Below are 13,347 nucleotides of genomic sequence, written 5' to 3' on the forward strand. Positions count from 1 at the left end.
TAAAAAGCCAATGATTATAGTCATTGGCTTTTTAGTATCTTATCTATGGTTATTCAGCAAAGTTACGAAAACAGCTAAAAATCACATCATTACTGACTAACTTTGCTACTGACTAACATTATTTCGGCCAGCTTTCTTCGCTCGATATAAGGCTTGGTCAGCCAACTTCAATGTTTGTTCAAAGCTCAATTTACTTGCTCTTGCAGCTAAGCCAATAGAAATAGTAACGCTTACGGTTTTTGCATTGCTGTTCTTTTTATTTGCGCGGGCTTTCTTGGTTTTTCGCTCTGGTTGGCGAATAACAATTTTATAGTCTTGCACCGCTTGCCTAACAGCTTCTAGTAAAGGGATAGCTTGCTCGGGCGTTTTACCTGAAAATATAATGGTAAATTCCTCTCCACCATAACGAAACACCTTACCGCCACCTTTTACTTGCGCTAACTTAGTAGCAACCAATTTTAAGACCTGATCACCAATATCATGACCATAGGTATCATTAAACTTTTTAAAGTGATCAATATCTAGCATTGCTAAGGTGTATTTTCGACCTAAGGATATAGCCAATTGGTTCAATGCACGTCGTGATGGAATTGAAGTTAATTCATCGCGATAAGCAAATAAATAGGAATCAACCAATACCACACATATGTAGTGCAGTAATACCAAAGTAAGCAATACGCTCCATGGCAAAGTGACAATTTGATAATAGTGACCAAGCCAGATAACAAAACTGCTCAATAATGCCGAAGTTACTAAACTTTTTTCTCGTATAAACTGAAACACAAGTGCCAAACCAGAGATGACGAGTACTAATTCAACGGCGAGATATTTTAACCACGTGTTTAGCCAAGTATATTTTGCCAATATTACTTGCATTTCCGGTTCTATCTTCAACCAATACGCACAAGTAAACGCAATAACGGCAATAAGCATTAATCGATAGATACCGTGTACCGACAATAAACCTCGGTCTTTAACAACGCTTAAAGCGGCCAATATGCTAGCTATTGTTATAGTTAACCAGCGGCCATCAGAAAACAGGACTTGGCTCCAAGGAAGGATATTCATGAAGTTTAGGTAAAAAAGGAAAAACAGCCCGCTACTTAGTGCTAAACGACTGCGGTTAAAATAACTAGACAGCAGTATAGTAACCACAAACAAAACGTACAACACTTGCTCTATTAAGCTTATTTTTACCAGCCAGTGTTGCTGAAATTCAATGACTAACGCAAATAAAATGGAAAAAGCGATTAAACTAAAAAGACTATTTTTTATGCCGCTAAAAAACTGGTTCAAGTGCAACCTCACAACAAAAGCAATACAAAAGTAAAGCAAAATAAAATGCCGAAATATATGACGTAGTTTTTAATATCGATAAGGGATATATAATTCTTCAACCTCTACCTTATCTTTTTTGCCACTATACTATTAAAAATGGCAACATAAAACGTAACAGTTTGTCATTACTGAAAAATACTATATACCCAGTAAATATTCACTTAATCTGTTAGCAAGGCGACACTTTCTTTGTCAGTCGCTAAGTCAACCTGCTCTATTTTCTCAAAACGGTTGCTAATTTTATCTGCTGAGGTATGAATTTGTTTTACATCAGTTGCCGCTTGGTCAATATGTTTGGCAAGGTTGGCAAAGCGGCCTTTAAAACGCGAGAAGTCAGCGGCAAGTTGCGATAAATGCGCTTGAATCACATGAATTTGTTTGCGAGTTGCTTCGTCTTTTAATACGGAACGCGCGGTGGTTAATATCGCCATTAAGGTGGTAGGTGATGCCAACCAAACCCGCTTTTTATTCGCGTAATCAACCAAGTCACTTTGATGGGCATGTATTTCTGCAAATATAGCTTCCGCTGGGATAAACATAACAGCACCGTCTGCAGTTTCTTTTTCAATTAAATATTTATCACTGATGTCATTAATATGTTTTTTAATATCAAGCTTAAATTGTCGCTCGGCAGCTTTTCGCTCCAACTCACTTAAGCTGTTATCGGTCATTTTTTTATAACTTTCTAATGGAAATTTAGAATCAACCACGACATTGCCCGTTGGCTCAGGTAAAAATAAAATACAGTCAGCTATTTTACCATTAGACAACGTATGCTGAATGGCAAAGTGTTGCTCAGGTAGTACATTGCGAATAAGGGCATTTAATTGCACTTCGCCAAATGCACCACGCGAACGTTTATCTGATAACACTTCTTGCAAACTAACGACATTACTCGATAGTTCGGTAATTTTCTTTTGTGCATCATCAATCAACGCCAAACGCTGCAAAATATCATTAAAGGTTTTAGTCGTTTTTTCAAAACCATCCGCTAGGCGTTTTTCAACCTGGCCACTAATATCTTTTAAGCGTTTGTCGGTTGATGTTGTGAGTTCATCAATGCGTTTAGTCATTTGTTCACTTGCTAAATGCAACGATTTTGCCATCTCCTCTCGCCCTTGTTTGGTCATGTTCGAGAGTTGATTGATTAATTGTTCGAGTGACTTAACTTGATTATCATTAAAACTTGTATGATGTTGATGCAAAGTGCTTTTTAACTGCTCACTATGGCTATTGAGTAGCTGCGCTTGCTTCTCTCCCTGCTCAGCATGTTGTCGCAATAGTTTTAATTTAAAGTCGGCAATTTTTTGCTCAAAATGCGCTTTTAAGTCGCTTTGCTGATGCGCTAAATGTTGATGATTGCTGTTGAGCTGCTGCTGCAGTTGTTGTTGGTTATTACTACTAACTTCATAACTAAGGTTTATTTTCTCAGTAAGTTGTTGCAACACGCTTTGTTGAGCAAGTACATTATTTTGGCAGATGGAAAGCTTACGAAATAACAAAGCGACGAGAATAACGAGACCACTAAGTAAAACTAAAATACTGGCAACTAGCACAGGTAATTGCTCTGGTGAGAGCCAAGTTAAAAAAAACGATGAATTCATAGAAGCGCCAAACACTGTAAATATTACCAGTTATTAGAGCATAATTTACTGATGAGGTTAATAACTTTTTAAGTTCTATCACCTACTTTGTTTAAAATTGATACTTCACCATCGCATACTGCAATAATAGATTTATCAACTTTAAAGCTTTCAGGGATCACTACTCGGCCGGTTTTACTTTGAGGGAAAGTTTGTACTTCATGCATTAATTCAAGTGATAAATCACTGTAGTAAATAATAGTGACGAGGCGCTGTTCAACTTCTTGATTTTCATCCATGAAATGTTTACCTATAAAATCGGCTTATTGTTTATAATAAGTGTAGCCCTAAATTTGGCAATGCCAAAAATAAAAGGTAATTCAATTGCTTGAATTACCTTTTTAATATCTTCGCACAAAATAAAACTACTTAAGGTATTTATTCATCCAGTTAAATACCTCCTGATACCACACCTTTAAGTTATCCGGATTACGAATATGATGATCTTCATCTGGGAACATCACTAAACGACTTGGAATATTTTGGCGCTGCAAGGCTGTAAAAGCCCCTAAACTTTGCGCATACGGAACACGATAATCTAACTCACCTTGAATAACCAACATAGGTGTACGCCATTCTTTAACTAGCGCAGCAGGGTTATATTTATTGTAGTCTTCACTACCTTCCCATACTGGCCCCCCCATATCATGCTCTGGGAACCAAAGTTCTTCAGTTGAACCATAAAAACTTGGCATATCATACAAGCCTGCGTGATTTACAATACAATTAAAACCATCAGCCCAGTTCCCTTGTATCCAGTTCATCATGTAACCGCCATATGATGCACCAAGTGCGCAGGCATTTTCTGCATCCATCCATGGTTCTTTCTTGGTAATTTCAGCAAAGCCTTTTTGTAAATCTTCTAATGGCTTTCCGCCCCAGTCACGAGCGATTGAGTCAGTAAATTCCTGACCGTAGCCAATTGAACCGTGAAAATCGATCATCACCACTGCGTAACCTTGTGCTGCCCACAATTGTGCATTCCAACGATAATGGAACATGTTGCCAAAGCTACCTTGCGGACCACCATGTACTAAAAACGCAATAGGGTATTTATTACCGGCTTGATAATTAGCAGGCTTTAACCAGTAACCGTAAACGTCTTCATCATTCCAACCTTTAAAGCTGAACTGCTCAAAGTCAGCTAACGTTATATTAGCTAACTTTTCTTTATTAACTTGCGTTAATTGCTTTAATTGGTAGCCATCTCGGTCAATAGCAAAAATATCAGTCGGCGCATTTATCGCGTGGCGAGTAAAGAATACTTTATCAGCAGTAACGGCTATTTTTCCTGCCGTACCATCACTATAAATACTGCGAACGTCACCAAACTCGGGATTTACTTCAAAAATACTTTTTTGACCAATATCATTTGCTGTTACATACAGAGTGCGATTATCCTCAGCAAAAACTAATTCACTGACTGATCGGTCCCATTGTTTAGCAACCGCGCGGGTTTTACCTGTTTGGCTATCACGTATCATAACGGTAAATTTATCAGACTCATAACCTGGTACAGACATAGCTTTATATGCTAAGTAGCGACCATTAGGCGAATACACTGGCTTAGCATCCCAAGCAGTATTTTCAGTGGTTAAGTTATGAAGCTTTTTCTCCGCGAAATTTACTTCAAAAATATCAAAATTAGTATTCCACGCCTGCTCTTTACTTGGTAATTTGGCAGAGAAACTTAAATGTGTACCACTAGGGTGAAAACTCACCTCACCTATACCGGCAATGTCACCTTGCCAAGTTGGCATTAAATCAGTTGCGTTAGTAAAGGCACCTTTTTCAGCACGCTCAGCAATAAATAAGTGTGATTTATATTCAGTGTTCCAGGTATCCCAATGGCGAACCATTAATTGGTCATAGGCGCGAACATTGTATTTTTTCTTAGCATCAGCAGCTTTTGCATCAAGCGTGCACTGCATAGTTTCACAACCCGGCATTACTGTTAATGAAAGGGCAAAACGTTGGCCGTCATTAGATATTTTAAAACCGTTAATATCAAGTGGTAATGCAGATATTTGCTGAGCTTCACCACCAGTTAACGGTAATTGCCAAATTTGCGAGCTACCACTTCGTGATGAAAGAAAGTAAATACTCTTACCATCTTTTGCATAAATCACATTACTTTCACCTGCTTTATTGCTGGTTAATTGCTGGCTTTTGTTGGAGTTTACTTGCTGTAAATACAAGTGGTTGTCGCTTGAACGAATGCCTTTCTTTAAACGATAAATAAAACTATCGCCTTGTGGTGAAACGACAAAGTCATGAATTTGATTAAATTCAGTTAGGGCACTTACGTCTAAAGTGCTTTGTTCCTCTGCCACTGTGACATTTGCCGCACCAGCCAGTGCCAATGCCGCTAATGAACTAAAGTTGGTTATTTTTTTACTCATAAAATCCTACTTTTTTTACTCTTTTTTATGCTAAAAAAAACGCCCTTAACGGGCGCTTTTAGATCAATAACTATTCGCCTTTTAGCTTGCTATCTATTTCTTCAATTTTAGCCTGCCAAATTGCTGGGCCGGTTACATGCGCTGACTCGCCTAAGCTATCAACGGCAACCGTTACTGGCATGTCTTCTACTTCAAATTCGTAAATAGCTTCCATACCCATATCTTCAAAGGCAACTACTTTAGCTTTTTTGATCGCTTTAGACACTAAATAAGCAGCGCCACCAACAGCCATCAAGTAAACTGACTTATGATTTTTAATTGATTCTACAGTCGCTGGACCGCGTTCGGCTTTACCGATAGTGCCCAATAAACCAGTATCAGCTAGCATCATTTCGGTAAACTTATCCATACGTGTAGCCGTAGTTGGACCTGCTGGGCCTACCGCTTCATCACCAATTGCGTCTACTGGGCCAACGTAATATATAAACTTATCTTTAAAGTCGACTGGCAACTCTTCTCCTGCCGCTAACATATCTTGAATACGTTTATGAGCAGCATCTCGACCAGTTAAAATAGTACCGCTTAGTAGTACAGTTTCACCAGTTTTCCACTCGCTAATATCGGTTTTTGATAATTCATCAACATTAACACGGCGAACATTCTCACCTACTTCCCAAGTAATTTCAGGCCAATCTTCTAGTTTAGGAGGAGTTAAATCTGCTGGACCTGAGCCATCAAGGTGAAAATGAACATGACGGGTAGCCGCACAGTTAGGGATCATAACAACAGGTTTAGAGGCGGCATGAGTTGGTACTGAGTTAATTTTAATATCAACAACGGTAGTTAACCCGCCAAGCCCTTGTGCGCCAATGCCAAGTTTGTTAACGCGATCGTAGATTTCTAAGCGCAGCTCTTCTTCGGCATTTTCTGGGCCACGGTCAAGTAGCTCTTGAATATTAACAGGATCCATTAAACTTTCTTTGGCTAGTACACCCGCTTTTTCAGCTGTACCACCAATACCTATACCCAACATACCTGGAGGACACCAGCCTGCTCCCATTGTTGGCAAGGTTTTTACAACCCAATCAGCAATTGAATCACTCGGATTTAACATAACCATTTTAGATTTATTTTCACTGCCGCCGCCTTTAGCGGCAATCATCACCTCAATATGGTCGCCCGGTACCATATCAATATGAACAACAGACGGTGTGTTGTCTTTGGTATTAATTCGTTTGCCTGCAGGGTCAGCAACGATTGAAGCACGTAATGGGTTATCAGGATTTAAGTATGCACGACGAGTACCTTCATCAACCATTTGTTGTACGGTTAAATCAGTATTGTCCCACTGCACAGCCATACCCACTTTAACAAAACAGGTAACAATACCAGTATCTTGACAAATTGGGCGCTTACCATGAGCTGACATACGTGAGTTAATAAGAATTTGTGCAATAGCGTCTTTCGCCGCCTGACTTTCTTCTTTATGATAAGCCTGCTCAAGTGCTTGAATAAAGTCTAACGGGTGATAATAAGAAATATATTGCAGCGCATCTGCAACACTTTCGATTAAATCTTGTTGTTTTATAATTGCCATAACGGTCTCTTTTATATGAAGATCAGCGAGAGATATTCAATCTATAGTTGAAAGTTATAAATTTGCCGATATCATACCTTGCTTATTACATAGCTACCAGTATCAAATGGTCTAATATAATGACCTTAGATAACTAATTAATGCTTAATACTATGGTCTTTCAATTAGTTATAATTGGATTACCAACGCAAAATTGTGTGAGAATACCTTGCCGTTAAATTCAGTTAAACAACTTTCAGCTAAGCCTTTAAAATTGGCGCTTACTTGCAGCAGTGAAACACTCTTTGCCACTATTGAACAACAACCTTGGGCAATGTGGTTAGACTCTTGTGAGAGCTCTCATGTTGATAGCCGTTATGACATTTTAGTTTGGCAACCCAGTATAACCTTAACCACATATGGTGATACTACAATAGTAGAAAATACAGTTACTAGTAGCCGCTATCAAAGTCAGGCAGACCCATTACTGTTAATCAAGCAAGAGCAAAAAGCATTATTCTCAACAATAAGTATTATTCCAAGTGATTTGCCATTTAGTGGTGGCACGTTAGGGTATTTTTCCTACGACTTAGGCAAGCGCTTTGAAGTGATTCAACAGCAAACACAAAAAGATATTAGTGTCCCAGAAATGGCTGTCGGCATTTATCAACAAGCAATAATTTTTGACAAACAAACACAGCTATTTTGGCTATTGTGTGACGGTGACCAACGTGAAAGTATCAGCCAAACTTTTACCCAAGCATTGCAAAAAATGCTGCCACCACAAGAAAAATTTCAACTGAAGTCATCTTGGCAATCTAATATGCAAACTGAGCAATACCGCGAGAAATTTAATAAAGTACAAGACTATCTTCTATCAGGTGATTGTTATCAAATTAACTTGGCGCAGCGTTTTAGTGCGCAATATAACGGTAGCGAATACCAAGCCTATTGCGCGTTACGTCATGAAAACAAAGCACCTTTTTCTGCATTCTTACGGTTTGAAAACAGCGCTATTTTAAGTATTTCGCCAGAACGCTTCCTGCAATTATCTGGCGACAAGGTGCAGAGTAAACCTATTAAAGGCACACGTCCAAGAAGTAGTAACGCAGTTGTTGATGAAAAAAATGCCCGCGAATTACAGCATTCAAGTAAGGACAAAGCTGAAAATTTAATGATCGTTGACCTACTACGTAACGATATTAGTCGTGTTTGCCAACCGGGTAGCGTTAAAGTACCAGAAATTTTTGCTATTGAAAGTTTCCCCGCAGTGCATCATTTAGTTAGTACTGTTGTCGGTACAATAAACTCAGCGTTTGACGGTAGCGACTTATTACGTGCCGCTTTTCCTGGTGGCTCAATTACCGGAGCGCCAAAAATTCGCGCTATGGATATCATCGAAGAATTAGAACCAAATCAACGTAGCGTATATTGTGGTTCTATAGGTTACTTGTCTGCTTGTGGTCGTATGGATACTAGCATCACTATTCGTACATTAATTTGCCATAATCAGAATATTTATTGCTGGGCAGGCGGCGGTTTAGTCGCAGATTCAAACGTTGACAGTGAATACCAAGAAACATACGATAAAGTGAATAAAATTCTCCCTGTACTTAGCAAGCTAAATAGCAATTAGTTTATAAAGGTTTCAGGGCAATGTAATTATTTTCCAGTTAGCTCTATAAGGGTAAAGTATGACCAAAGATGAATTTGCCCAACGCTTTCAAATGCAGGCTTTACCCAAATCAGAGCACAATTTCCATTACCCTCATAAACTTAAAAGCGCAGCCGTGCTTATTCCCATTGTGAGCAACCAAGGTCAACTTGAAGTTTTATTAACTAAACGCGCAAGTCACCTTACCCATCACCCAGGACAAATTAGCTTTCCTGGCGGTAAAGTTGAGCCGAATGACCGAAGCATGATTGCCACAGCGCTGCGGGAAACAGAAGAAGAAATAGGGCTAAAATCAAAAGATATTCAGGTGCTTGGGCAACTAACCTCTTACCAAACTATTTCAGGATATGAAATAACACCAATTGTTGCTTTTGCCAGAAAAAACGACAACTACCAATTTGACGATAATGAAGTAGCAGAAGTGTTTCATGTGCCTTTGTCGCACTTTTTATTACGTGAACATCATATAAAAGTACCGTTTTACCACAAAGGTAAAAGTCACAACGTACACTTTATGCCATATCAAGAATACAATATTTGGGGTGCAACGGCTGCCATACTCCACGATCTTAGCTTAATACTAAATTAAGCAGTGGCACTTATCGTTAACCACTATAATTATACTATTTGCGACAATATTTTGTTTTGCATGCTGAAAGCTTTCAGCTACAATCACCGAACAAAATTTTATTTTAAGCTACATTTAACAGTATTTATTCAGGTTTATTTATGATTAGTGTATTTGATATGTTTTCAATAGGAATTGGTCCTTCCAGTTCTCATACCGTCGGGCCAATGAAAGCGGCAAAACTATTTGTTGAGAATCTTATTGCAGAAAATAAGTTGACCAAAACAGACCGAGTAAAATGTGAATTATTTGGTTCGCTAGGCCAAACCGGTATTGGCCATGGTACGGGTAAAGCCGTTATCTTAGGTTTAACAGGTCAAAGCCCTGAAACAATCCCTGTTGACTCTATTGAATCAACATTAGCAGATGTTGTTGCCAGTGAAAAAATTAGCCTGAACATGCAACACCTTATTGATTTCCCAAAATCAAACGCCATTATTTATCATCGTCGCAAAACCCTACCGGCTCATGCCAATGCAATGACTATTTTTGCCTATAGTGGTGATGAAGTCATTTTTGAAGAAACTTACTATTCAATTGGTGGTGGTTTTATTGTCAAAGATTGCGACTTTGAAAAAGAAAAAGATAAAGCCTTATCAACACATTCTAATATTAATCGTCCGCATCGTTTTTCTACTGCTGATGAACTACTACAACTTGCCAACGAAAAAGGCTTAAGTATTAGTACCATTATGATGGATAACGAAAAGTGCCTTCAAGATGAAGTAAACATTCGTAAAGGTTTACTCGATATTTGGCATGCAATGAAAGCCAGTGTTGATCGCGGTATGGTTACCGAAGGCATTTTACCTGGTGGCTTAAAAGTTGTTCGACGTGCTCCTGCTTTACACCGTGCACTAAACGTTGAAAAGAATGTTGACCCGCTTTCAGCGATGGATTGGGTTAATTTATTCGCTTTAGCAGTAAATGAAGAAAACGCTGCTGGTAGCCGCGTAGTTACTGCACCAACCAATGGCGCAGCAGGCATTATCCCTGCGGTATTATGCTATTACGATAAATTTATTAAATCAGTAAGTGACGATGACTGTATTCGCTACTTATTAACAGCCGCTGCTATCGGAATTTTATACAAAACCAACGCCACTATCTCAGGTGCTGAAGGTGGCTGCCAAGCAGAAGTAGGTGTTGCCTGTTCAATGGCTGCAGGCGCACTGACTGAAATTATGGGTGGCTCACCTGTTCAGGTTGAAAATGCCGCTGAAATTGGTATGGAGCATAACCTAGGACTAACTTGTGATCCTGTTGGTGGTTTAGTGCAGGTGCCTTGTATTGAGCGTAATGCAATGGGATCAGTTAAAGCAATAAATGCTTCTCGCTTAGCTCTACGCGGTACAGGCAAGCAAAAAGTTTCTTTAGATAAAGTAATTAAAACCATGTGGGATACTGGTAACGATATGAAAACAAAGTATAAAGAAACCTCACGCGGCGGTTTAGCAGTAAATATTATCGAATGTTAGTATTGCGATAACTCAATTTCAACTGCAGAAACGAAAAAGCCGTATTGAATCAATACGGCTTTTTAAATGACTAAATACAGGAAAACTTAACGCATTGGCAATTTAATGTTGGCAAACATTTCATCAATTTCAGCGTTATTTTTTAACAAAATCGCGCGAGTCACTAAATCACGATTCAAATGTGGTGCAAAGCGCTCAATAAAATCAAACATATAACCGCGTAAAAATGTTCCACGTCTGAAGCCTATTTTAGTTGTACTTGGTGTAAATAGATGGCTAGCATCAATTGTTACCAAATCATCATCGATATCGGGATCCATTGCCATGCTTGCGATCACACCAACACCAACACCAAGCCTGACATAAGTTTTGATCACGTCAGCATCCGTCGCAGTAAAAGCAATTTTAGGTTCAACACCTATTTGACTAAAGGCAGCATCAAGCTCTGAACGGCCAGTAAAGCCAAATACATAAGTGACTAACGAATACTTAGCAATATCTTCAATAGTAATGTTCGTCTTATTAGCCAATGGATGATCCGGCTTGACAATAATACTGCGATTCCAGTGATAACATGGCAGCATGACTAAATCGTTATATAAATGTAATGACTCTGTGGCAATAGCAAAGTCAGCTTCACCTTTACTCGAGGCATCGCTAATTTGTGCAGGTGTGCCTTGGTACATATGCAACGAAACTTTTGAATATTTTTTCATAAAGCCTTGAATGACATCAGGCAAAGCATAACGTGCTTGCGTGTGTGTCGTGGCGATACGTAACTTACCTTCATCAGGTTGTGTATGTTCGCGAGCAACCGCCTTAATGGCTTCAACTTTTGACAGTATTTCAGTGGCAATATTAATCACTTCATTACCCGCAGAAGTAACATGAGTAAGATGCTTACCACTACGACCAAAAATTTGAATGCCTAATTCATCTTCAAGCATTCTAACTTGCTTACTGATACCAGGCTGAGAGGTAAATAAACTTTCTGCGGTAGCGGAAACATTTAAATTATTGTTCAATACTTCGACGATATAACGGAGTTGCTGCAGCTTCATAATTGTAATTCGGAATTTTCTTATTCGAAAAATATATACTTAAATGAAAATTTATTCCATATTATTTTTTACATTTTGTTCAATTAATCTGCAAATCGTCTCTTTGCACTATAATTCATAGTGAATATGGTACTAAACTAACCTTTTTAAGGTTATTTTGTTGTTAAGGTCTGAAAAGAAAATGCTTTCTTCTTTGCTTCAGTTAACAATTTTTGTAGACTGCTACACTAGCAATTTATATTTTCCAAAAATAGAGAATTAAACATGGGCATTATCATCGCTTTAATTATCGCTTTAATTATCATTGTCGTGGTAGTCAACGCAATACAGCAACATAAAGAAAAATTAGAACAAGAAAAACGCGCTAAAGTTGCCAAACAAAAAGCAATAATTGATGAAACAGAAGAATTAATTTTAAGCTTAGCTAATTTACCAAGCAATCCTATCTTAGTTGAAATATTAAATAATCGCAGTTTAAGCGCCGCTAAAAACATGGCGCAAATTATGCCAGAAAACAAAGCATTTGCTAAACGCGTACAAGAAATGGAAGCAAGAGCGAACGCCAGCAAAGGAAACAGTAGCGCACCTGTCAGCGAGCAAAATTTCACATTACCTGACAATGAACAACACTTGGTTGGTATTTTACAGTGTATTAAAAAACTAAGAGTTACATTAAAATCAGAGCAAACCAAAGGTAATTTAGACGCGCAAACTTATACTCAAGAAGATCATAAATTGTCGGCAATGCAGCTTAAAATAGGTGTTGAAAGCTTGCAAAAACGCGGCAATATGGCACATCAAAAAGAAATGCTTGGCAGCGCACGTCAATACTTTGAGAAAGCATTACAAACCATATCAGAAAGTGCAGTACAAACAGACTACTGTAAAGCCAAACGCGAAGAAATTGAATCTACTCTAGAAGAAATTACTTCGTCACTAAAAAATACTAATGCAAAAGACGCTGCGAAAAAGGCGAAAGCAGAAGAAGATGATTTAGACTTACTATTTCAACCGAAGAAAAAATGGTAAGCTAATTTGCAAGACTGAGAAGCCAGCGTTTACGCTGGCTTTTATCTTTAATATCCAAAAATATGAAAACACCCAAAAACCATATTCCATACATAACGTTACCTTCATTCTTACGAAGAGTTTTAAAAGCATATGCACTTAAGGCGCTTATTCGCGAGCAAGGCTGTGAGATTAACCGTATAGGTCGTTCAAGGAATTGGCAGCTTAAGGCAACGTTTGAACAGTTAGAAGCGACAATTCACGTTATAGAGGCTAGTGATGAGCCTAGTTGGCAATGGCTAGCCACGCATTTATCGAAGCAACGAAAAAACTTAGGTTTTGATATGCTTGTGACCATAGCACAAAAGAAACCTGGCATCACAGTCACTGAATTAATGCAGCGCACTGATTGCACAATTGCAGAAGCGCGACGTGTGATTGATGTAATCGAGTTTGGTGAGTAGTAAGTCCAAAGCTAAAAGCAGCGCCACATGAAACCTTGTTATGCTTTTATTCTAACTAGAGCGATTTATTCACA

At 38.5% G+C, this 13,347-nt stretch carries 11 protein-coding genes; 5 read left to right on the top strand and 6 right to left on the bottom strand.

Annotated features, from left to right (window positions below; translation table 11 throughout):
- Positions 1-105: 105 nt before the first annotated feature.
- The 5 genes from AC27E9_RS06935 to AC27E9_RS06955 form a co-directional block, all read right to left on the bottom strand.
- The gene (locus tag AC27E9_RS06935; protein ID WP_487128599.1) at positions 106-1,068 is read right to left on the bottom strand and encodes a GGDEF domain-containing protein; all 963 of its coding nucleotides are present in this window, start codon (positions 1,066-1,068) and stop codon (positions 106-108) included.
- 431 nt (positions 1,069-1,499) lie between these two features.
- A complete protein-coding gene (locus AC27E9_RS06940) occupies positions 1,500-2,942 on the bottom strand; it encodes a DNA recombination protein RmuC (RefSeq protein ID WP_487128601.1) in 1,443 nt (480 codons plus the stop codon).
- 68 nt (positions 2,943-3,010) lie between these two features.
- A complete protein-coding gene (locus AC27E9_RS06945) occupies positions 3,011-3,220 on the bottom strand; it encodes a TIGR02922 family protein (RefSeq protein WP_487128603.1) in 210 nt (69 codons plus the stop codon).
- 126 nt (positions 3,221-3,346) lie between these two features.
- Complete coding sequence (locus tag AC27E9_RS06950) at positions 3,347-5,383, bottom strand: S9 family peptidase (protein ID WP_487128605.1); 2,037 nt, start codon at positions 5,381-5,383, stop codon at positions 3,347-3,349.
- Positions 5,384-5,453: 70 nt separating this feature from the next.
- Positions 5,454-6,980 (bottom strand): fumarate hydratase, encoded by a 1,527-nt coding sequence (locus AC27E9_RS06955; RefSeq protein ID WP_487128607.1) that lies wholly within the window; start codon positions 6,978-6,980, stop codon positions 5,454-5,456.
- A gap of 208 nt (positions 6,981-7,188) precedes the next feature.
- Between AC27E9_RS06955 and pabB the strand changes: the two genes are divergently transcribed.
- From pabB to AC27E9_RS06970, 3 genes are all read left to right on the top strand, one after another.
- On the top strand, positions 7,189-8,595 hold the full coding sequence (gene pabB / locus AC27E9_RS06960; RefSeq protein ID WP_487128609.1) for an aminodeoxychorismate synthase component I: 1,407 nt from the start codon (positions 7,189-7,191) through the stop codon (positions 8,593-8,595).
- Between the two features lie 58 nt (positions 8,596-8,653).
- On the top strand, positions 8,654-9,223 hold the full coding sequence (locus tag AC27E9_RS06965; RefSeq protein WP_487128611.1) for a CoA pyrophosphatase: 570 nt from the start codon (positions 8,654-8,656) through the stop codon (positions 9,221-9,223).
- A gap of 140 nt (positions 9,224-9,363) precedes the next feature.
- Positions 9,364-10,740 (top strand): L-serine ammonia-lyase, encoded by a 1,377-nt coding sequence (locus AC27E9_RS06970; RefSeq protein ID WP_487128613.1) that lies wholly within the window; start codon positions 9,364-9,366, stop codon positions 10,738-10,740.
- 86 nt (positions 10,741-10,826) lie between these two features.
- Here AC27E9_RS06970 and cysB read toward each other — a convergent pair whose 3' ends face one another.
- Complete coding sequence (gene cysB, locus AC27E9_RS06975; RefSeq protein WP_487128615.1) at positions 10,827-11,801, bottom strand: HTH-type transcriptional regulator CysB; 975 nt, start codon at positions 11,799-11,801, stop codon at positions 10,827-10,829.
- 264 nt (positions 11,802-12,065) lie between these two features.
- Between cysB and AC27E9_RS06980 the strand changes: the two genes are divergently transcribed.
- Both AC27E9_RS06980 and AC27E9_RS06985 read left to right on the top strand, forming a co-directional pair.
- A complete protein-coding gene (locus AC27E9_RS06980; protein ID WP_487128617.1) occupies positions 12,066-12,830 on the top strand; it encodes a hypothetical protein in 765 nt (254 codons plus the stop codon).
- A 62-nt stretch (positions 12,831-12,892) separates the two neighbouring features.
- Positions 12,893-13,273, top strand: coding sequence for a ribosome recycling factor family protein (locus AC27E9_RS06985; RefSeq protein ID WP_487128619.1), 381 nt, complete (start codon positions 12,893-12,895; stop codon positions 13,271-13,273).
- The last annotated feature ends 74 nt before the right edge of the window (positions 13,274-13,347 follow it).

This window comes from Colwellia meonggei (genome assembly GCF_057537295.1).

Coding starts and splice junctions, on each gene's coding strand:
- AC27E9_RS06935 (WP_487128599.1), bottom strand. CDS start 1,068: ATGAATATCCTTCCTTGGAGCCAAGTCCTGTTTTCTGATGGCCGCTGG.
- AC27E9_RS06940 (WP_487128601.1), bottom strand. CDS start 2,942: ATGAATTCATCGTTTTTTTTAACTTGGCTCTCACCAGAGCAATTACCT.
- AC27E9_RS06945 (WP_487128603.1), bottom strand. CDS start 3,220: ATGGATGAAAATCAAGAAGTTGAACAGCGCCTCGTCACTATTATTTAC.
- AC27E9_RS06950 (WP_487128605.1), bottom strand. CDS start 5,383: ATGAGTAAAAAAATAACCAACTTTAGTTCATTAGCGGCATTGGCACTG.
- AC27E9_RS06955 (WP_487128607.1), bottom strand. CDS start 6,980: ATGGCAATTATAAAACAACAAGATTTAATCGAAAGTGTTGCAGATGCG.
- AC27E9_RS06965 (WP_487128611.1), top strand. CDS start 8,654: ATGACCAAAGATGAATTTGCCCAACGCTTTCAAATGCAGGCTTTACCC.
- AC27E9_RS06970 (WP_487128613.1), top strand. CDS start 9,364: ATGATTAGTGTATTTGATATGTTTTCAATAGGAATTGGTCCTTCCAGT.
- cysB (WP_487128615.1), bottom strand. CDS start 11,801: ATGAAGCTGCAGCAACTCCGTTATATCGTCGAAGTATTGAACAATAAT.
- AC27E9_RS06980 (WP_487128617.1), top strand. CDS start 12,066: ATGGGCATTATCATCGCTTTAATTATCGCTTTAATTATCATTGTCGTG.
- AC27E9_RS06985 (WP_487128619.1), top strand. CDS start 12,893: ATGAAAACACCCAAAAACCATATTCCATACATAACGTTACCTTCATTC.